Here is a 22,023-nt window from a genome sequence, read left to right on the forward strand (position 1 = left end):
GTCAAATTTCCAGTCACGTAGAATGTGTTTCTAAGAATTGATTAACTCAAAGGAGCAATAAGAATGGCTAAAATGATTAACCCACCTGATCTCAACGAAGCTGACAATCTATTAAAAACTTTGCTCAACGATGTTCAGAGAGCAGAAGGAACACTTGCAGGTGGTGAAGCAAGACGCATTGGGAAGGCTGAAGCTGCGGTTTCTAGTCTTTTCAAAACAGAGGTAAGATTTGGTACGCCGAAAGACAAATTAAGGCGGCTTACAGAGGAAATATTTCAAGAGAGCGGTGCTGAGTTAACTCCAATGTTCAAGCGCCAGATGCAAGAGCAATATGATTTTTATTATATGGCTGTACCAGTAATTATGAAGCCTGAACCTGGTGTTCAATTTGTACAGTTAGCTTGTGAACTCGATTTTGGTCCAAAAGGCAGCGACGAACCAATTATTCAGACAATCTTTCCCACTGATAAATGGCGAGATGTCATGAATTTTGGGGTTGGCATGAATGTGGGTCTAGATGGAAGTCTAAGCTGGAATATTGGAGTCGATTCTACAAATCTCCCTGAAGTTCTCAAGCGTTTTTCAGGGGATTTACAAGCAAAAATAGCTAATAAGGACGAGTTCAAAGCATTCATTGCGATTCCTGAATACAAGTATCAACTTGGTCGTTCAGAAATTACAGCCTTGGGTGAAAGTAGCCCCACCTGCTACTGGTACATACAAGATCCAGAATTGCAGAAGATGACTTCAATGGAGTTCGCAACCGTTTTCAAAGTTCCCAAAGGAACAGAATCTATTACTTTGAAGGGAATTGCTTGGGCTGAGCCTAACATGAATTGGCTCACGATGAATGTGGAGCATGTCTTTCGGCGTTTAACTGACAATCTGAAAAATCTGCTAACTCACGATGGTAAGGCAATACCAGATCTGAGTCGTGGTGTGGAAGAAACATGGACTCTAACTTTGCCGAAACCTATTACTGCTTCATGAAAGCTCTGGCTTTCAAATCAAACTCAGTTATTAGTCACTCATTTGTTTAAGGAAGAAGATATGCCCGGAACATACTATAACTTTCGTGTGTCAGTCGCTGGTGACAATTCTGTACGAATTCAAGAGTGGGGAGAAGATTTATCACCCGAAGAAAAACCAGTCGGGCTATTTCGTAGAGACAAGGTATTTGGCGATGAGGAAATCAAGGCATTAATTGAGGCAGCGAATCAAGCTGCACTGGATGATGCTGAACAGGTGATACGTCTAGGAGAAGCACTTTGTGCAGCATTGCTTGACGACAGGCTGCTTAATGCGTTCATTGATTCTTATAAGAAGCATGCTCAAGATCAGGATCAATTGTTTCGATTTGAACTAGATATTGATGAACAGACTATGCCTGAGGTAGCTGCGCTGCCTTGGGAATTTATGTGTTTGCCTGAGCAAGCAGGTCGAGGCGAGCTTTGGTTCGCAACAGCACCAAAAATCATTTTCTCACGGCGACGAGCTTTATGGGACAAAGCAGACCCGATTCCGTTGGGCAAGGATGAAAAGCTGAGAATCGCCTTGGTCATCTCTACACCACGGGGAGAAGCTGTGGTGGATCATGAACCAGTTGAACAAGCTTTGAAAGATTTGGTTAAGGATAAACCAGACCAGCTTGAGTTATTTGTGGTAAATCCTGCTCAATTTGGTGCTGTTGATGAAGCCCTGAGAAAACACAAGCCTCACATCTTCCATTTCATTGGTCATGGTCGTCTGCACAACGAAAAGAATGAAGCCCTCGGTCAACTTGCCTTTATGAATGATATGGGTAGGGCGAAATGGATCAACGCACGCGAATTTAGTGAACGCTTTACTCAGCATATACCTGGAATTGTTGTGTTGCAAGCATGTGAGGGAGGTCAGCTATCTCCATCAAAAGCTTTTGTTGGGGTTGCTTCTAAAGTTGTTCAACAGAATATTCCAGTTGTTGTAGCAATGCAGTATGAAGTCACTAATGACACAGCAATCGAATTTGTTAGTCGCTTCTACTGGGAGTTGGCGGAGGGCAAGCCTGTAGATGTAGCTGCTCAGCTTGGTCGCCGCGCAATTGCAAATGGCTCAACTTTGCATCGAACACGAGATTTTGCAACGCCAGTTATCTTTATGCGTGTGCGAGATGGATACCTGTTTCAGCAACCCAGTGACAAACTGTCCGAACAGCAGGTAGATCCATCAAGGCGAGTTGTGGAAGCAAATATGAAGTTAGGTACTGTAGAGGGCGGTGAACATAGGAATATCAAGATTGGTGAAGTTAAAAATGCCGCAGACATTAAAGGCAATTTAGAAGCTCAGAAAGTCAACAATGCCGATCTCGAAAATGTAAGAATTGATAGCCTTTGAACCTTGATTTTTAGACGAATATTGCGATCGCCCTCAAAACCTAAACAACTACAAGCGTCTCACTGTAAGAAACGATGGCTGAAACCGTTTCAACTCAAGTAAAAGCGATCGCCTTTGACCGTGATATCGAAAGACTCACCGAAGGCTTTACAGGACGGGAGTGGGTCTTTGAGGAGATTGACCGATGGTTGCAACAGGACAATGAACGGTTCTTCATCCTGACGGGGGAACCAGGAGTGGGGAAAAGTGCGAGAACTATACCCTCTCCATGCAGCCTAATCAAACCTATTAATTGACTTATGAATCAGCTATGGTATTACTCAATCCCAAACAAGGAATTGACTTTACAGACTACATCGCTGAGCGCACCCGTAACTTCACTGGTCGAGAGTGGGTATTCGAGAAGATTCATAATTGGCTCTCTGATCTCAATAGCTCACGCTACTTTCTTCTGACTGGAGAACCAGGGAGTGGAAAAACGGCGCTCGCTGCTCGCTTAACTCAAATCTCTCAAGGCTCGGTTTCACTATCTATCCCATTATCACACCTCAAAAAAGACTTTCTAAACGCGATACATTTTTGCTCTGCCAATGATAGCAGACGAACCAATCCTAAAATTTTCTCTGAATCAATTGCCCTGCAACTGGCTGCGCTTCCTGAATATGCACTCGCTCTTCAAGATACAGGGGAAAAGCAAGTCAACATTAATGCCACTCTGAATGTCCAGTCAGCCTTTGATAGTGTATTACAGGCAGTAGTAATTAATAATTTGACGCTTGCTGGGTTAAATTCCCAGGAAGAATTTGATCAAGCTATTGTTGAGCCACTGCATACAATTTACAACAATGGCTTTATGAAACCAATTACCATCCTGATTGATAGTTTGGATGAATCATTACTGCATGAAGGGAAGACCAAGATTGCTAACTTACTAGCGCGATTGAAGTATTTACCATTACAAGTGCGGTTTATCCTTACTACACGAACTGAAGAAGAAATTATTAATCTATTTCAAAAGTCTAGTCTAGAAATAGTTTCGCTGACAGAAGGTAATGGATTGATCTATAGTCGAGAGGATGTGAAGAGTCACATTGTTCGGATGTTCGATAAAATGCCGAGGATCGCAGAGAAACTTAATCCTGAGCTACCAAAAGCGTTTTTTATCAATGCAATTAGCCACAAAAGTGATGGAAATTTCCTATACGTGAGTAATTTGCTGCTAATGTTGGCAGAGGAATCAGAGATTAATCAAGCGTCACTTGAGGGATTACCCGATGGAATTGATGGTTTCTATACAGAGTTCTTGCAGCGATTGATTAATCGAACTAGCTGGTCAGACTGGGAAGAACACTATGCTCCGATTTTGGGCACACTAGCTGTTGCTCAAGAACCGTTAAGTAGGGATTTACTAGCTAAGTTCCTTGGAAAGAGGAGTTCCTCCCAATTGCTGACACCGCTAAGAAACATTCGTCAATTTCTGGATAGCGATGAATCATTACCACCAAGCCAACGCATCTATTCCATCTATCATCGCTCTTTCACAGACTTTCTGTTGAATGAAGATCGCGCAGAGAGCTACTGGTGCGAAGAAATAGAACAACACGAGCGAATTACACATCACTACCTATCTGATCAACAACCTTGGCACACTAGACTCTCTAGCGATCTCTATTTATGGAAGTACCTTGCGTATCATCTAAGCCGAGCAGAGCGAAACACTCAATTGGGCCAACTACTACTTGATCTTGACTGGCTTCAATCGAAACTCAATTCAACTGACACTACTTCTGTACTCTCAGACTACGGCTATCTTCCCAATGACACCAACTTACAGTTAGTACGAAATGCGATTCAACTATCCGCTCATATTCTGGTAGAGAACAAAGCTCAACTATCAGAGCAGTTACTAGGTCGGTTACTCTCATACGCTGCGCCAGAAATCACAGAACTTCTAACTCAAGCAAGACAGAGAAAAGGTTGTTATTGGCTGCGACCCTTGATTTCAAGTCTTGTATCACCCGGTGAACCTCTTCTCCGCACGCTAACAGGGCACAGTAGAGAGGTGAACGGGGTGGCTGTGTTACCAAACAAAAGCTTGGTAATTTCTGCCTCTACAGATCGAACCTTAAAGGTTTGGAATTTGATGGATGGGAGTGAGCTATGTTCTCTCGGAACTCATGATGGTGAAGTAACCAGCGTAGCAGTAACTCTGGATGGGCAACATGCCGTTTCTGGTTCTGCCGATCGCACGCTCAAGATTTGGGACTTGGCAGGCGGAACACTCCAACGCACCTTGGAAGGACACGGTGCTGTAGTCACATCGGTGGCAGTAACTCCGGATGGGCAACATGCTATTTCTGGTTCTGCCGATTGCACGCTCAAGATTTGGGACTTGGCAGGCGGAACACTTCAACGCACCTTGGAAGGACATAATGCTGTAGTCACATCGGTGGCAGTAACTCCGGATGGGCAACATGCCGTTTCTGGTTCTGCCGATTGCACGCTCAAGATTTGGGACTTGGCAAGTGGAACACTCCAACGCACCTTGGAAGGACACGGTGCTGTAGTCACATCGGTGGCAGTAACTCCGGATGGGCAACATGCCGTTTCTGCATCAAACGATCACACACTCAAAATATGGAATTTAACTAGTAACTCAGCCCCGTTGACTTTAGAAGGACATGCTGATCGAGTTTGGGCAGTTGCAGTAACACCAGATGGACAGCGAGCAATTTCTGGATCTACAGATGAAACTCTCAAGATTTGGAATTTAACAATAGGAGCAGAAGAATGTACACTTCAGGGTCACACTCGTGAGATTTACGCCGTAACGGTTGTTCCTGATCAGCAACAAGTTATTTCAGCGTCCTGGGATCGCACGCTGAAGGTCTGGAATTTAAGAAAACCCTTGAATAGGGTGTTTCTGCATAATCATACTGATGGAATCACCAAGGTGAGAGCCTCGAAGAATGGACAATTAGCTGTAACAGTCTCTCTCGATAAAACTATAAAAATATGGGATTTATCAACTAGATCAGTAAAACAAACACTTCGGGGTCATCCTTCACCACTTTGGGCAACTGCGATTGCACCAAGTGGGCATTTTGTAGTTTCTGCTTCAGTGGATGGAACGATCAGGCTCTGGGACTTAGCAAACGAGTCCACAGTTCTGGATTTTCGGGGGCATACTGACGCCATTAACTCGGTAGCAATCCTACCGGATGAGCAGTATGCTATCTCTGCCTCTTGGGATCGAACCCTCAAGATTTGGAATTTGGCGAGTGGGACGAATGAACTCACCTTGCAAGGGCATACGAGTGCAATTAACGCCGTAGCAGTTAGTGCCAATGGACAACGGGCTATTTCAGCCTCAGCTGATGGAACACTTAGGGTTTGGAACCTAATGAACGCGGAAGTAATATACACATTAACTCATTCTGGTGAAGTTACATCGGTATCAACCACACCAGATGGACAAACTGCAATTTCTTCATCGAATGACAGTTCTATCAAGGTTTGGGACTTGAATACTGGAATCTGTCGATTTACCTTGCAAGAGCATAAAGATGGAGTGAATGGAGTTAGCCTAACTTCAGATGCGCCCTATTTCGTATCTTGTTCACATGATTGCAAGCTAACACTCTGGGATTTGATGAGCGGCAACTCCATCGCAAGTTTTACAGGAGACAGTTCATTTTGGGATTGCACTGCTTTTGCCAATTCCAGTGGAGTCACACTCCTAGCTGGAGATGCGATGGGAAAGCTGCATATCCTGCACTTGGAAAGTCCCTAGACCTACTCGGCAGAAGTTTTCCAACAGTTGCAATGGTGGCTATATCAGCTCTTGTATCGCCATTTTTAGCTGGTGGGTTATTTCTGCCAACCTGGTCTAGGTACTCATAGTTTTTCTGGTACATATTCATCGAATCTATAACTATAAATTACCTATCATGCCTCAGCCCTACCTATTTATCAATGATATTGAAGGACAACGCAAGATCCCACTTGGACAGTTAGTTTACTTGGTTGGCAGAGACTACAAATGCGACATTCGGCTGGTTTCGACCGATGTTTCTCGCCTGCACGCTACTCTAATTCAGTTGCCCAAAAAAGGTGACATCCACAGCTATCGAATTGTTGATGGTAATTTGCGAGGTAGACGTAGCGGCAATGGAATTTTGATTAATGGGGAGAAGGTTCAATCCCAGGAGCTGAAGGAAGGTGATGTTATAACGTTTAGCTCTCAAGCCACAGCCCTTTATTGCTACTAGAACAGTTATTAATTCCTGAAAATTTATTAGAGACTCTTTCTTCTAAAACTCTTTCATCTATGCCCGCATCTTCTGCAACTTGTCTGACCACAATCGCATTGTCCGACTCCATTCAACAATTAACCAACGGCTTTGCTGGTCGAACGTGGGTTCTCAATCAAATAAACCACTGGCTCCAACAAAAAGACCAGCGGTTTCTGGTTATAACTGGAGAACCGGGAGTGGGAAAAAGCGCGATCGCAGCTCACCTGATTCAAACCCGCAAGGACATTGTTGCCTATCACTTGTGTCAAGCCGCAGAATTGGAAACCTTGAAACCGGGACGGATTTTGCGATCGCTTACAGCTCAACTGATGGAAACTGTCCCAGACTACGGTCTAGCGTTGCTCAATACGATTAAGGCAACCTTGGAAGCTGATGTCAAAATCCAGGTTAAGCAAGCCAGTGATAGCAAGATTAGAGAAGTCTACATTGAAAACCTGAATCCAAGTGACCTGGAAAAGGAAGACTTGGAGAATGTACTGGATATTCTGATCCGGGCACCCTTGGCAGCGTTGCCTAAAATCTACGACGAGCGCCACAAGCCTGCTCCAGAACGAGCAATTTTCCTGATTGATGCCCTGGATGTGGCAGTCTCAACCGAAGACGCGGCACAGGATGATGAAGACATTGTGACATTGCTAGCCGCCTTGTTGGAGGATGAAAGTTTACCATCCTGGGTTCGATTTATTCTCACCTCGCGTCCAGACCGGAGAGTGTTGCGAGAGTTTGAACCCCTCCAACCCTACAAGCTGGAGGAAATGTCCCAGCAGAATCTGGGAGATATTCGGCACTACATCCAGAAACGACTTGCAGAACTCGCTTTTCAGAAACAGCTAGAAGCAGCTCAGATGTCCTCCCAAACACTGGTGGATGAGTTGACCCAGCTTTCAATGGGTAACTTTCGCTACGTCCGATTTCTACTCGATGACCTCGAAGCTGGAAAACACTCGTTGAACAATTTAGCGGTTTTGCCTGAAAGTTTGGCTGAAACTTACGCCAAGGATTTATCAAAGTGGTTTTCAGTCGATGAGTTGGCGGAACGATGCCAAAAAATCCTGAAGGTATTAGCAAGCGCTCAGAAACCATTGACTGAAGACCAGTTAGTCAGCTTGACCGGAATTCGACCCAGGTTGGTGCGGCAAGACTTGTGGGGACTGAGACAATTTTTGGATGTCGGGTGCATTGGGGAAGGCGAGGACACCCATGAAACCTTCGCCATTTTTCATCCCTCGTTGCGAGAGTACTTACTGAACCTGGAGTAAAGGAATGGTTTCCTCTGCACTCAATCGTCTGGCTCCTATTGATTTTACCCGCTACATCGATCGCCTGACCGAACGCTTCACCGGACGAGAATGGCTGTTTGAGCAGATTGACCGCTGGTTGAAACAGGGCGATGAGCAGTTCTACCTGCTGACGGGTGAACCAGGCGTTGGCAAGAGTGCGATCGCTGCTAAACTGACCCAAATCCGTAGTGATATCGCCGCCTATCACTTCTGTCGGGCTGGGGATGTGGAAACAGTTAGACCAGGGCGAGTATTGCGATCGCTGGCAGCTCAACTAGGGAAGACTCTGCCGCGTTACGGTGAAGCTCTAGCAAAGACGATTGACCCGATTCGCCTGCGGATTGATGTCAACATCAACATTGAGTCCCTCAGTAATAGCCAGGTGACGGGCATTTACATTGAGAATCTCAAAGAGAGCGACCCCAGAGACGAACTAGAGATTCTGCTGCGGGCACCACTGGCAGCACTCCCTGACCTCTATGCCGAACATAACGAACCCCTTCCAACGCTGAAAGTGCTTCTGATTGACTCGCTGGATGAGGCAGTGACCACAACCGGAAGAGACAACATGGCAACACTGCTGGCAGCCCTGTCTCAAGTAGATGGGCTACCCTCTTGGATTCGGTTTATCCTCACAGCACGTCGGGGGATTGAGAATTCGCTTCAGTTTAAGTCATTACAACTCTATAAGTTAGAGGAACTATTAGCACAGAATTTGCAGGATATTGAGCGATATGTGCAAAGTCGGGTAGAGGAGTTAGTGGTACAGCCTGAGTTAAAATTCCAGGCTCGACTAGAGCAGGCTGAGCTTTCTGCTGAAACCCTAGTACGGGAAGTTAAAGAGCTTTCCAAGGGCAACTTTCTGTACACTCGCCTGCTGATGGATGGGATTGGCACAGGTGAGCTATCTGTGAAAAACCTGTCTATATTACCCAAAACCCTCAATGAAGTTTATCAACGATTTCTCCGGCATCGCTGCCCCTTCCGCAAGTGGAGCGATCGCTATCAGTCAATTTTAGGAACACTGACTGTTACTCAGGAGGCAGTCACTCAAAAACGGTTGGTGAAGTTTACAGGGGTTGATTCTCAGCAGGTGCAAGATGCGATCGGTATTTTGCAGCAGTTTTTGGATGAAGCAGAGGATGAGCAGGGACAAAAGCGCTACGCAATTTTTCACCAATCGCTGCGAGAGTATTTGCTCGACAGAAAGCAGAATCAAGATTTTTGGTGTGATGTAAAGGAGCAGCATGATATCATTATTGGCTGCTTTGAGAAGGAATCTGAATCTTGGCAGGATTTGAAGGCGATCGATCAATATGGATTGCGGTATTTGACTCAGCATCTTGTTCAAGCTAATCGTGTAAAAGAACTCCACTCTTTACTCGCTCTAGAAACTTCCGATCAACGCAATGCCTGGTTTGATGCTAAAGAGAGTATTGAAGATGAAAGTGGATTTTTATCGGATGTTTCGTTGGCATGGAGTCAAGCTGAAACAGCCTCTATGGTTGTTGAGGAAAAAGCTGAGATCGCTTTGCAATGTTGCTATGCCTTGATGACTGCCTCAATTCATAGCATAGCTGAAAACATCCCTGCTGATTTATTAATTGCAGCAGTATCCCAAAAGATTTGGTCTCCCACTAAAGGATTAACCTATACTGCACAAATTCCAGATCCCTATCGGCGTTCTATAGGTCTGATAGATTTGTTGCCTCACTTACCTGAGTCTTTCCATGAGCAAGCCCTACAGAAGATCATCATTACTATTCAGTCAATTTCAAACGAGCGGGATCGAACTCGCTCACTGATAAGTTTAGCTACCCATCTAACAGATAATTTGAAGATTCAAGCATTTAATATTGCCATTACGCTTGAAAATCAATACTTTTTAATCCAGGCGGTGACAGGTTTAATACCTCATCTCCCAGATACCTTGAAAGAAAAAGCCTTGAGTACTATCTTCCAATTGAAAGGAGAGTATCAAGCTCAGGCTCTGGTGCAAATTGCCCATTACCTTCCAGAATCTTTGCTATCAAATATTCTAGATGCAACTCAGAAACTTAAAGAGTATTTTCGGTCAAAGGTACTAGTTGGACTGGCTCCTCTTCTGCCTGAGAGTTTAAAGAAGCAAGCCTTCGAGATTGCTATGTCCATTCAGCATGAAGAAAATCATGAGCATTGGCGAGCACAGTCTCTTGCCGCATTAATTCCTTGCTTACAGGAGGATTTGAAGGAGCAAGCATTACAACAAGCCTTGAAGGATGTTCAAGACATCACACACGAGGCTAGTCGAATACAGCTACGGCATGAATTAGAATCTTACACTCCAGGAACTTTACAGGAAACACCTGTGAGTAACGATGTCAATGAAATCCAATATAGTGAAAAGCAAACACAGCAAGCACCTGCACGTTCCTCCGAATCTCTCTCATCTCCTATGCTTGAAGAGCAAGTACAACAAGCCTTAGATACTGCCTTAACGATTCAAGATGATGAAGAACGAACACGAGCATTAACAGAATTAGCTCCCCAGTTGTCAAAAGTGCTTTTGTCAAAAGCATTAATTAGTACTTTAGCAATACAAGATAAGAAATACCAGGTATGGATACTAACTAAATTTACTTCCTATCTACCTTTACAGTTCGACGAGCAAATGTGGCAACTTGCTTTAATTTTTGTGATGGATGAGATAGAAGATCAGAACTGTAAAGAACAGGAGTTGCTTGCACTAGTTCCTCATGTGCCAACAGCAATGCACAGGCCTCTTTTGGAAGCTATTCGTAAAATTGATAGCGGTTTAAAAATACTGATCGCATTGCTTCCTTACCTGTCAGTCCCGTTGTTATCAGAAGCAGTGGAAGATACTTTGAACATTCTCTTAGAAGATAGTTCTTCTCAAATGAGCCTTGAAACACTTGGTATAAATCAGGAAATAGGAGAGGAAGAGAGAGAGAGCTACGGAGAAGGAGGATTGCTCGGTCCCAAGTTGTATTTGCCAGAATCTTTAAAAGAGCAAGCCTTAAACAACGCTTTGGAACTTCAAGATGAATTTCAACAGGTATGGATGCTTGCTAAATTGGCTCCTAACCTCCCTGAATCTCTACAACGAGAAGTGGTGATAAAGATTGTGTCTGTTTATAATCGACATCATGAAACTGAGACGAATGAAAGTGAGCTAACTACTTTGCTGCCGTTGTTGGCGATTGAATTGGTTCCCCATTTGTTACCAATTTTTCAACAAGAAATGGTAAACGTAATTTGGTCTAATCACGCAATTCGGACAATAGTAATAGCTAAATTAGCTTCCTACTTACCGAATTATCTACAACAGGAAGCCCTCAATACGATTTCAATAATGGAGCCATTGCTTCAGGTAGAGGCACTCCTTCAACTAATCCCAACACTACCAAAATTGATACAAGAGCAAGTTTGCGAGAACGTACTCAACATTGCGATCGCAAATCAGCCTGATGCAAATAATCAAGCCATGAGAACAATAATGTTTGCTTTTGAAGTAAGAGATGGATATTTTCTGAAACAAACGCTGCTCAAACTAGCTCCCTACTTACCTACCACTCTTCATGGTCGAGCACTAGAAGCGGCTCTAAGTATTGACAGCAAGATTGAGAAGGTAAAAACACTGATTGGATTGGCTCCGTATCTAGGTTGTCTAGGGAAAGACGCTTTACAGCAGGCTCTAGATATGGCTGAATCTATCGCTGACGATTATTCACGAGCACGAATGTTGGCAGAATTACTTCCTTTGATGTCGGGAGACAAACGTGAGCAAGTATTGCAAAAGGTACTTAATGCTGCTGAGGCAATTAAGGATACAGAATTAATTCAAGAAATTGCACGTCAAATCAAGACGTTTGCCAATGTGTCTTCTTACTTACAAGTCTCTGAGCAAGAAGAACTCTGGCAGAAAGTTCTGAGTACAATTCAAACTATTCCAGATGAGGAAAACCGACAAGAAATGCTAACTAGGATAATTCCTCATCTACCGACCTCTTTACTACAGCAAGCCTTAGAAATTACTCTAAACATTCAAAATCATGAATACCGAATACAGGTACTCAAGAAATTCATTCCTTACTTAAAGAATCTTCCTGCTGAACAGCTTCACCCAGTCTGGAGCCAAACGCTTCGGTTCTCAGCAAACCGTACACGTAGAGATTTACTTTCAGATATTGGCGCATTGATTCCCATTATTCCTACACTCAGTATAGAAGAGGTAGAAGCAACTGCTGGAGTCATTGAAAATGTGGGACGATGGTGGTGATACAATACGTTTTCTAGGCTGCAATCCTGCTACCATACCCATTAGTAAGAAATCATAAACACTCCCTTCTAGCTGATAACTAGGTAGGCATTAATATTTGTCGTTGAGGCAAGGCAGAGGGCAAAGGGCTTTTATGCAGAAGGAAAGAGGATTTTAATCAATTAAAATTTATTTATATGCCTTCGTTTATTTGCGCCTACCTACTTACTGTAAGATTTGCGGCTACTCTCCTCATATTAAGTCGGGTTGATTGCACACAGTAAAATAAAGAGTATCTGAATGTACGGATGGCATTACTGAACTTCAAGTCAGGAATCGATTTTACTGAATACATGAGCACTCGCACCCCTAACTTCACAGGTCGAGAGTGGGTATTCCAAAAGATTTATGATTGGCTATCCAATCCCAATGCTTCTCGCTACTTCCTCGTGACTGGGGAACCCGGAAGTGGCAAGACAGCGATCGCTCAACGCCTCACTCAATTCTCCCAAAGCCAAGAGTCCCTGTATCCGGATTTGTTACCCAGTTTCCTTAATGCCATTCACATCTGCTCTGCTCGCGACAGCACCTCAGTCGATCCCAGAAATTTTTGCAAATCAGTTGCACTACAACTTGCCGAGATTCAAGACTATGCAATTGCCCTAGCCAATATTGACACAAAACACGTCAATATTCAGGCGACTCAAAATCTAGGAACAGTCACAAACAGCACCATTCAGAACGTGGTCATCAATAACCTGGATGTTTCAGGCGTGATGACCGCTCAAGAGGCATTCAATCTACTGGTTTTGAACCCACTCCAGTACATCTACCAAAACGGCTTCAACCAGCCAATTACCATTCTCGTAGATGCGTTAGACGAAGCACTAACCCATGAAGGAAAACCAAGTATTGTCGATCTGCTCTCAAAACTAGAGAATCTCCCCCCTCAAATTCGATTCATTCTGACTAGCCGTAAAGAATCACGAATTGAAACCAAGTTTCTAGACACAGAAGAGCTTTACCTGTCAGCTTCAGAGTTCAATCAACTGAATCAGCATGACGTTAAGAAATATATAGAGAAACGGTTCGTTCAGGATGAGCCACTATCAGTCCTTGTCGCCGATTTGAAACCTCAACAGCGAAAACAATCCATTGAACAAATCGCTGAAAAATCAGAAGGCAATTTCCTGTATGTCAGTTTTCTATTAAATGCGATCGCCAAAGGGCAGCGATCGCTCTGCGATCTGGAAGGATTGCCAGAAGGACTCGATGGATTGTACTACCAATCCCTGGAACGAGTCATTGAACTGGGCAAACAAGATTGGCATGAAACTTACGCGCCATTCATGGGAATTCTTTCTGTAGCACGTACCAGTCTCACTCTAAGCCAACTGCAAGCCTTCACCCAACAATCTGAGTCTCTTGTCTGGAAGTGTCTCACTGACCTGCGGCAATTCCTCGAAGAAGTTGAATCAACAACAAAACAGGAAGAGGAAGGGAACCAGTATCGGCTCTATCACCAGTCAGTGGTTGACTTTCTCAGGAAGCGATCTCTTACGCTTGGAAAAAATACTCGACATAATCCCTACTACCTTCCAGTCCAGGAGTTCCACCAACAAATCACCTATCACTATTGGCAACCATCTCAAGCCCTAGAAACATTAGATTTGCATCATCTGGACAGCTATGCCTACAACCATTTGACGTATCATTTGCTTGAGGGCGATCGTAAAGAAGAACTGTATTGCCTATTAACATCATCCCCTAAGTGGCTAGAGGCGAAATTTATTCACTGCAACGGCGATGCATCTTATGCAGCCGACCTGGATTTAGCAATTAATGACTTCTCCGATCCACTGACCGCGTCCCAATTACTTATCCTCATCCAACTCCACACCGCACGCCAGGTCGTAGGGCAAAGGAGCAATCGTTATGAGGACATTGATCTGAGAACGTTAGTTTGGCTGGGGCGGGAAACTGAGGCATTCAATCACGTTCGCCTACGGACTAATGCTCAGAAGCGTTTTTGGGGTCTATTTATCCTTTACAAACTCTTCTGCCAAAGAGGTCAGCCTTACCCTTCACTACTGCACGAACTTCAAGAAACAGCTTACTCTATTGAGGAACTCAAAGCACGAGTTGCGGCACTGGGAGCGGTCGCCCATGCTCTGGCTCAGGTGGAAGGCAAGGGGGCAGCAGAGACAATATTTGCTGAGGCAAGACAGCTTGTATTCCAGATTGACAATAAAAGTCAGCAAGCTTTGGCACTAAAAGAACTGGTTGTTCCCCTGGCTCTTGCAGGTTATTTTCTAGAAGCCGAAGAAACTGCACGCGCCATAGAAGATCGCAAGTGGCAAGCTTGGAGTCTAGCAACATTAGGTGCATCCTTAGCCCAAGCCAACCAGCTAGAAAAATCAAAAACACTATTTTCAGAATCCCAAGAACAAGCACTGTCCTTGCCAGATGACCATGAACAGGCATGGTTACTCAAGGCGATTGCTGGCGCACATATAGAAGCAATGAATCTTGATGCAGCAGAAGCCGTTGCCCAGATTATTAACAATCCTCAGAGGCGCGTTGAAGCATTGAGTGAATTGGGTACAGCTCTCCTGAAAGCTGGATTGGGAACCAAAGCAAAAGCTGTATTTACCGAAGCGGAAACCTTAGCACGTTTTATTGATTACGACTTTCAGCAAGGAGAAGCCCTGCAAGCCTTAGCTGAAGCGCTCGTTCAATCCAAGCAGTACACAGAAGCCGAAAGGGTTGCTCTGACGATTGAGGTTGATTGGGCGAGGGAAAAAGCTTTATTAGCTTTATCAGCAGAATTAGCTCAAGAGGAGCAGTTCACTGAAGCTGAGAGGATTTCTGACATGATGCAAAATAATAGTGGACGGACATTTATGCTGAGGGTTTTAGCCCTAGTCCACGCCAGAACTGGTAATCCGACAGCAGCAACCCAGTTTTTTAAGGAAGCAGGTGCGATCGCGCCAGTCATTGAAGATGATGAAAAACCCGTCTTTGCCCTAGCAGCTTTGGCAATGACGCTGGTAGAGGCTGACTACAAAATTTTAGGAGAAAAGGTTTTTCAAGAAGCCCTAGCAGCAGCAAAGGCGATCAAAAACAATACAAGCCGGACATCTGCACTAAGAACTCTAGCCTCGAAACTCGCCCAACACGGTTGCGTGTTAGAGGCTGAAAATTTGGCGCGGGCTATTGACAACCCATTGGAGCGAGCATGGGCACTGAAAGCGATCGCCATCTCACTAGCCCAGAAAGGATGTAGAGCAGAAGCCATAAAGATTTTTGCGGACATTGAAGATTTGGCAGATGTCGTCAAAAATAATAGATACCAAGATTTTGTTGTGGGACATCGGGATTGGGTATTAGGAGAGCTATCCAAAGCACTGACTGAGGTTGGATACTTCGCCGAAGCCGAACGAGTGGCGTTAGCTATTCAAGACGATAACTGGAAGCGAACGTGGGCACTATCCGAGTTAGCCAAAGCCTTAGCTAACTCCGAACAATTTGTAGAGGCTCAGAGAATTACACGAGCGATTCCTAAGACTGACTGGAAGCGGGTAGATGCTCTAGGTTCAGTCGTTGTAGCCTTAGTACGTGCCGGAGACAGAGCAAATGCTAAATTACTTCTCGCAGAAGCTAGGAAAGTTGCGGAATCCATCGAAGATTCTACATGGAAAGCATGGGCACTACGAGCCTTGGTTACAGCGTTAACCCAGATTAAGCATTTCGTAGAAGCTGAGGAAATCGCACAAGCGATCGCAGATGCAGAACAACGAGCTTGGAGTCTGAAAGAACTAGCGATCGCATCAGCTCAACCTAAACACTTCATAGAAGCTGGAAAAGCGGCTGAAGCTATCAGTAGTGGTATTTGGCGAACAGGCATATTCTTGTCTCTAGCCGAGGCGTTGATTCAAATTGGACGGCATCTTGAAGCCAATGAATTTTTCGCAGCAGCACAGAATGCTGCATGGGATGAGGAACCCAGATATCGAGAATCTGCCCTAAAAGAGCTTGCTATAGTCAATGCTCAAGTTGGGTGTTTTACCGAGTCGAGGAGAATCATAAAGAGCATGGAGTATTTTAGGGAGCGAGACGAAGCCCTCATGACGTTGGCTAGAGGACTCGCTCAGGCTCAACAATTTAGAGATGCCAAGCAGGCAATACAGACAATTGAAGAGGAAAAGAAACGAAGATGGGCATTAGGTTCCCTAGCCATAGCTCTCGCTCAACAGCAGCATTTCTCCGAAGCCTTACAGGAAATACGTTCACAAACTCTGGACGAATTTATACATATCTTGGCTAGATGTTCACCCATCTTTGAGCAGCTTGAACCAGGAATATCACTATCCGCATTCAAGGAGGTGATGCGTATTGTTGGATGGGTGCGTCCAGATTGGAGGAAAGTTGCTAACTACTTTTAGGCCCAGGCTGACTTTGACTTTTTGGGTGATCGTACTGTCTTAGTATTCTGTAGGAGGTGTGAGTCCTTGGCTTGTGTCCCAAACTAGCCGTCTGATGAGAGATTTACCAGTTCAGGTTTTTATTCTCTCGGTCTGAACGCGATTTAATCAAGAAAAGATCCTCAGTTTAATTAACTATTTTTGAGTTTCCGCTGAACTAGCACATAAAATCAAGGTGTTCAAGCCTTATCAGTTCAGCTAACTATTCTCCTTTTACATTTTTTATTAGGAACCGCAAAGACGCTTAGTACACGAAAGGAAAGAAGAAGAGTTCATCAATTAAATCGGATTGCTATATATAGCAATCCTTTCACTTTTAAGAATTGCAAAATCCTGGCTTCTCTTTATCTGCGTCCTAAAGCGGTTTACTTTTTTACAACTCAAATAGGACTGCTGTACTTGCATACGTTGATAACTTCATCGAATTATGAATAGTTACAAGCAACAGGTAATTGAATTTTACAATAGTAGAACTGCCTACGATTTCGAGGAAGGGACACGCCATCTACTTGAAGCCAATCTCCTACTTGAATTTGTCCCAATTCAGAAGGGAGATAAAATTCTTGATGTTGCCACTGGGACGGGTCTAGTAGCGATTCCTGCTGCTCAGAAAGTGGGTTCCGAAGGCAATGTTATTGGCATAGATATGTCTCCAGGAATGCTCCATCAAGCTAGAGTTAAAGTTGAAGCAGCTTGCTTACAAAACATCGAGTTGATTGAGGCGGATGCAGAATCAATTAACTTTAATGATGGTAGTTTTGATGCTATCTTTTGCTGTGAGGCAATTATACTTTTTACTGATATTCCTGCTAGTTTGAAAAAGTGGTATCGCTTCCTGAAAACAGGAGGATTTGTAGCATTTACGTGTCCTCCTGAAACGGCTTATCTGGGAGATGTTTACAGGACTATCTGCGCTAGAATATTGGGCATATCGCTGCCACACATCCTCGAAACACTCGGTACTCCAGAAAAGTGTCGGGATTTGCTACAACAGGCAGGTTTTAGAGATATCGAAATCAAAATTGAGCCGTCTGGACGGTATCGCAATATAAGAAATGACGAATTATCCTCGAAGAGAATTAATTTAAGTTTTAAAGGCAACCCGTTGTTGACCGAACTATCACCGGAACAATTAGAGCGGTTTCAAGTTGAGTACAGAGCAGAAATTGATAAACTAGCAACCGAGAAAGGTGTCTGGGAAGACACCACAAAATTTTTTGTTCGAGGTAGAAAATGAGTTGCTGAGTGATTGAAGGAAGACCAGGAAATACCCTAACGCATGACTGCGGCGCTACTACCTTTGTGCAACTGCTGACTGACCTCAAGTGCTTCCTGTCTTGCCCATTTGTCTGCGGCAATGATGTCATCAAGAGTAGGAGTTGAGCGGTTTTGGGAAGTAAAGCGATCGCAAACTGATTCGATGCAACGGGGAATATCCAAAAATTGAATTTTTTCTTCTAAAAATAGCGCCACTGCCTGTTCGTTCGCTGCATTCAAGACCGCAGGCATCGAACCCCCGGCACGACCCGCCGCATACGCCAATTGCATACAAGGATACTTCTCATGGTCGGGTTCCTTGAAAGTGAGATTCCCAGCTTTCACTAAATCTAGCTGTTCCCAGTCGGTATAGATTCGCTCAGGCCAGGATAGGGCATAGAGTAGCGGCAAACGCATATCAGGCCAACCCAACTGAGCTAAGACTGACGTATCTTGCAACTCAATCAGCGAGTGAATAATGCTTTGGGGATGGATGACAATCTCGATGCCATCGTAATCCATGCCAAAGAGGAAGTGCGCCTCAATCACTTCCAGCCCCTTATTCATCAACGTAGCGGAGTCAATGGTGATTTTGCGACCCATCGACCAATTGGGATGCTTCAGGGCGTCTGCAACCGTGACTGAGGCTAATTTCTCGACCGGTAAATCGCGGAAAGAACCACCAGAAGCCGTGAGCAAAATCCGTCGCAAGCCGCCTTTGGGGACGCCTTGGAGACACTGAAAAATTGCAGAATGCTCGGAGTCCGCTGGCAACAGCTTCACGCCATGTTTCTCTACCAGTGGCAGCACTACGGGGGCACCCGCAATCAAAGTTTCCTTATTCGCCAAAGCAATATCTTTCCCGGCTTCAATCGCGGCAATGGTCGGTAATAACCCCGCACAGCCGACAATTCCGGTGACGACCGTTTCCGCATTGCCGTAGCGGGCGACTTCAACGACCCCAGTTTCCCCAGCTAGCAGGATTGGTTGGGGGTCGAGGTCTGCGATCGCTTCTTTCAGTTCAGACAATTTGTCTTCTTGACAGATAGCGGCTATTTCCGGTCGGAACTGCCGAATCTGTGCGGCAAGCATTGGCACGTTGCGCCCTGCTGCCAACCCCACGATTTTGAACTTTTCCGGGTTTTGAGCCACAATATCTAGCGTCTGAGTCCCGATAGAGCCAGTGGAGCCAAGGAGAGTAATCGCTTTCACAATCATTTAAGGATTCAGGGGCAATTCCACTATAAATTGCTTGGGGTTCATCCTTAACATCTCATCTGAGCGGATTGATAAAGATCGGGGTATTATTACTGACCATAAGCCCTCAATAGGTGGGCTGGATGAGTGTTAATCAATAGGATTGCGAAGATCAACTGAGTGGGGCATCTATGCAAAAATACGCTGCAACTGTGGAAACCACTGCTGTTGAAAAAAAGGAGATATGGGCGAATGGGTTCGTCTTCGCAACGGCAATGTGGCTAAGCAGCCGACTCATCATTGCGATCGCAATGATGGCTGTCGCCCCTGCACTTCCAAGTCCCTCAAACATAATGCCTACATCTGGCTGGGGAGTTTTTGATGGCTGGGATAGCATTCATTATCGAGCGATCGCTGTCTCTGGTTACGAATACGCGAATGACGGACAAGGACATAATGTTGCTTTTTTCCCCGTTTTCCCTTTACTCATCCGGGGAGTGATGACCCTCGGCTTGCCGTTTGAAGTCGCAGGCACGCTCGTAAATAATTTGGCATTATTAGGAGCGATCGCTCTTGTATACTTTTGGGTCGAAGAACGTCATGGTAGAAGTGCTGCACGGTGGGCAAGTGCCGTATTAGCTTGGTGTCCCTTTTCCCTCTTTGGAACCGTAATTTACACAGAAGGGCTATTTTTATTCTTCAGCACTGCGGCTTTACGAGCCTTTGATAAACGCCAATATGCCTGGTTATCCCTGTGCGGTGCATTAGCAACTGCCACCCGTCCCACCGGAATTGCCCTCATCCCCGCCTTTCTGATTGCAGCGTGGAAAGAACGCAGACCTCTTATCGCCTACGTTGCCAGTCTAGCGACTGCGGGAGGGTTGCTTCTATTTAGTTTGTATTGCTGGATTCGATTTGCAGACCCTTTCGCGTTTATTCAAGCACAGCGAGGATGGCGACCTTCAGTTGGTTTCGATTGGCAGGGTTGGTGGAAAATGCTGATGCAAATTTCGATTGGTACAGCGAATTGGAAGTATGGCGGGATTAAAGATCCTTGGCATCCGCTACTGTTTTTAATCCTTGTCGGCTGTGCCTATTTGCTGTGGCGATTCCGTCAAAAATTAGGTTCGGTTAAAGTCGGATACGGCTTTTGTGTTTTATGGTTAATTTTGTGGTTACAAGCAGGCGATCCGTTGATTAATACGGTTTCGTTAGTAGGGGGTGGCTACTTGTTATGGCACTTCCGGAATCAACTCAGTTTAGTGACCGTAATTTATGGCTTTTGCGGCTTGGGGTTAATTTTGTCCTCCGGAGGAACTTGGTCGATTGGGCGGATTGCTTACGGCATTGTGTCACTTGCGATCGCGCTTGGCTTATTACTTTCCCGTCACCCGCGTTGGGGATATGCCACGATCGGCTTCTTTACCGTCTTACTTATTCCGCTATCGATTCGATTTGCCCAACACCTTTGGGCAGGATAAGAAAAAACCAAAAGGCAAAAGGAGGGGGGAAATCTTCGCCCTTACAAATGCGATCGTCCAGCTATTAAATTTCCCTAAAATGCTGTGATTTTTGCACTATCAAAATCAAATCAACTTTCACTAAACCAAGTTTTACAAGAACCGCGACCAGTATGCTAAATTCACAATAAACTAATCCGATGGCTTTATATAGCAATCCTGAGAATTTGCGATCTTCTGTAGAGATGCGATTAATCGCGTCTCTATTAAGGCGAATATTGGCGTACAACTCAAATAAAGTTGCTATATATCTCTAATTTTCATTTTAAATTATTTTTGATTAATATTTGATTCAAAATATGGAAAACTCATTACGAAACAAAAAGCTTCTAGCGTTTAAAGTTTTTAGGTATGTAATATTTTATCCCTTCGACTTACTTTTAATTTCAATTTTTTTAACGGTTAATTCCTTCTATCAGCTAACCAAAATCAAAGTAAATAATGAAAACTATATAATTAACCTTTATAAATATTTGATTAATTCACCTCCTTTAGATGAAGAAGTTCAATTTTATTTAAAAAAGCTAGATTCCGGTGAAATAACACGGACATCATTAGTCTTTTCATTTTTGATGATTCCTGCTGAAACTGAAAGAAAGTTATTCAAAACGAATGGAATTCTTTCCCACCATTTAGCGCGTTTAACCCTTGTCCGAGAACATCTTCCTCCTGCTAAAGTAATCTTGGATCTTGGGGGTGCTGCTGGTCATCTCATAGAAGGAAGCTTACTAGCGATGGGGTATCCTTCTATTCCCGATCGAGTCCACATTATTGATTTGCCTCCTGAACAAAGAATGTTCGGTTCCGCTATCCTACCTACAAATGAAGTAACAACGCCTCAAGGCACTAAAGTAACCTATTATTATCAATCCATGACGGATTTATCTAAATTTGAGAATGAAATAATTGATCTAGTTTGGTCAGGACAGAGTATTGAACACATTACAGAAAACGAAGCGGAAAAAGTATATATGGAGGTTCATCGTGTCCTCAAACCGGCAGGCTATTTTTGTTTAGATACTCCCAATCGAAAACTTACTCGTTTACAAGTTAAAATGGGTTTTGTTCATCCAGAACATAAAATCGAATACTGTCCAGAAGAATTAATTAACAACATAGAAAAATTTGGGTTTAAAGTCGTAGATAAAAAGGCTGTCTCCCCGATGCCTTTTAGTTTAAGAACGGGAAGATTTAGTCGCCTAGAACTGATTGATGCAGTTGGATTGAGTGAATATCCTGATGAAGGATATTCTTTTTATTTAAAGTGTCAAAAGATTTAGCATTCGACTTTTAGGTTGAGTTGGGATTAGGACGTAAAGTAACCAGCAATCGCTAATT

The 22,023-nt window shown here is 44.2% G+C and carries 12 protein-coding genes; 11 read left to right on the top strand and 1 reads right to left on the bottom strand.

Annotated elements, in window-relative coordinates:
• Positions 1–63: 63 nt before the first annotated feature.
• The 9 genes from NDI44_RS06850 (at position 64) to NDI44_RS06890 (ending at position 17,948) form a co-directional block, all read left to right on the top strand.
• Positions 64–990, top strand: a complete 927-nt coding sequence (locus tag NDI44_RS06850; RefSeq protein ID WP_190410520.1) for a hypothetical protein — start codon at positions 64–66, stop codon at positions 988–990.
• A 60-nt stretch (positions 991–1,050) separates the two neighbouring features.
• Positions 1,051–2,373 (top strand): CHAT domain-containing protein, encoded by a 1,323-nt coding sequence (locus NDI44_RS06855; protein ID WP_190410521.1) that lies wholly within the window; start codon positions 1,051–1,053, stop codon positions 2,371–2,373.
• 74 nt (positions 2,374–2,447) lie between these two features.
• A complete protein-coding gene (locus NDI44_RS06860) occupies positions 2,448–2,669 on the top strand; it encodes a hypothetical protein (protein ID WP_190410522.1) in 222 nt (73 codons plus the stop codon).
• A gap of 14 nt (positions 2,670–2,683) precedes the next feature.
• On the top strand, positions 2,684–6,166 hold the full coding sequence (locus tag NDI44_RS06865; protein WP_190410523.1) for an NACHT domain-containing protein: 3,483 nt from the start codon (positions 2,684–2,686) through the stop codon (positions 6,164–6,166).
• A 157-nt stretch (positions 6,167–6,323) separates the two neighbouring features.
• Positions 6,324–6,644 (top strand): FHA domain-containing protein, encoded by a 321-nt coding sequence (locus tag NDI44_RS06870; protein ID WP_190410524.1) that lies wholly within the window; start codon positions 6,324–6,326, stop codon positions 6,642–6,644.
• A gap of 59 nt (positions 6,645–6,703) precedes the next feature.
• Positions 6,704–7,948 carry an NACHT domain-containing protein gene (locus tag NDI44_RS06875; protein ID WP_190410525.1) on the top strand — a complete coding sequence of 415 codons (1,245 nt, stop codon included), beginning with the start codon at positions 6,704–6,706 and terminating at the stop codon, positions 7,946–7,948.
• A gap of 4 nt (positions 7,949–7,952) precedes the next feature.
• Positions 7,953–12,248 (top strand): ATP-binding protein, encoded by a 4,296-nt coding sequence (locus NDI44_RS06880; protein WP_190410526.1) that lies wholly within the window; start codon positions 7,953–7,955, stop codon positions 12,246–12,248.
• A gap of 287 nt (positions 12,249–12,535) precedes the next feature.
• On the top strand, positions 12,536–16,672 hold the full coding sequence (locus NDI44_RS06885) for an NACHT domain-containing protein (protein ID WP_190410527.1): 4,137 nt from the start codon (positions 12,536–12,538) through the stop codon (positions 16,670–16,672).
• A 466-nt stretch (positions 16,673–17,138) separates the two neighbouring features.
• Positions 17,139–17,948 (top strand): methyltransferase domain-containing protein, encoded by an 810-nt coding sequence (locus tag NDI44_RS06890; RefSeq protein WP_190410528.1) that lies wholly within the window; start codon positions 17,139–17,141, stop codon positions 17,946–17,948.
• Between the two features lie 35 nt (positions 17,949–17,983).
• On the opposite strand, the gene dxr is transcribed toward NDI44_RS06890, so the two are convergent.
• Complete coding sequence (gene dxr / locus NDI44_RS06895; protein WP_190410897.1) at positions 17,984–19,180, bottom strand: 1-deoxy-D-xylulose-5-phosphate reductoisomerase; 1,197 nt, start codon at positions 19,178–19,180, stop codon at positions 17,984–17,986.
• Positions 19,181–19,356: 176 nt separating this feature from the next.
• Between dxr and NDI44_RS06900 the strand changes: the two genes are divergently transcribed.
• Complete coding sequence (locus NDI44_RS06900) at positions 19,357–20,646, top strand: mannosyltransferase family protein (RefSeq protein WP_199304712.1); 1,290 nt, start codon at positions 19,357–19,359, stop codon at positions 20,644–20,646.
• Between the two features lie 338 nt (positions 20,647–20,984).
• Positions 20,985–21,965 (top strand): methyltransferase domain-containing protein, encoded by a 981-nt coding sequence (locus NDI44_RS06905; RefSeq protein ID WP_190410529.1) that lies wholly within the window; start codon positions 20,985–20,987, stop codon positions 21,963–21,965.
• The last annotated feature ends 58 nt before the right edge of the window (positions 21,966–22,023 follow it).

The organism is Trichocoleus sp. DQ-A3, assembly GCF_039961975.1.
Classification (GTDB): Bacteria; Cyanobacteriota; Cyanobacteriia; order Cyanobacteriales; family FACHB-T130; genus FACHB-T130.

Bases quoted from the DNA above. Each gene is read 5' to 3' on its own strand.
- NDI44_RS06865 (WP_190410523.1), top strand. From the start codon at position 2,684: ATGGTATTACTCAATCCCAAACAAGGAATTGACTTTACAGACTACATC.
- NDI44_RS06875 (WP_190410525.1), top strand. From the start codon at position 6,704: ATGCCCGCATCTTCTGCAACTTGTCTGACCACAATCGCATTGTCCGAC.
- NDI44_RS06905 (WP_190410529.1), top strand. From the start codon at position 20,985: ATGGAAAACTCATTACGAAACAAAAAGCTTCTAGCGTTTAAAGTTTTT.
- NDI44_RS06870 (WP_190410524.1), top strand. From the start codon at position 6,324: ATGCCTCAGCCCTACCTATTTATCAATGATATTGAAGGACAACGCAAG.
- NDI44_RS06890 (WP_190410528.1), top strand. From the start codon at position 17,139: ATGAATAGTTACAAGCAACAGGTAATTGAATTTTACAATAGTAGAACT.
- NDI44_RS06850 (WP_190410520.1), top strand. From the start codon at position 64: ATGGCTAAAATGATTAACCCACCTGATCTCAACGAAGCTGACAATCTA.
- NDI44_RS06855 (WP_190410521.1), top strand. From the start codon at position 1,051: ATGCCCGGAACATACTATAACTTTCGTGTGTCAGTCGCTGGTGACAAT.
- NDI44_RS06880 (WP_190410526.1), top strand. From the start codon at position 7,953: ATGGTTTCCTCTGCACTCAATCGTCTGGCTCCTATTGATTTTACCCGC.
- NDI44_RS06885 (WP_190410527.1), top strand. From the start codon at position 12,536: ATGGCATTACTGAACTTCAAGTCAGGAATCGATTTTACTGAATACATG.
- NDI44_RS06900 (WP_199304712.1), top strand. From the start codon at position 19,357: ATGCAAAAATACGCTGCAACTGTGGAAACCACTGCTGTTGAAAAAAAG.
- NDI44_RS06860 (WP_190410522.1), top strand. From the start codon at position 2,448: ATGGCTGAAACCGTTTCAACTCAAGTAAAAGCGATCGCCTTTGACCGT.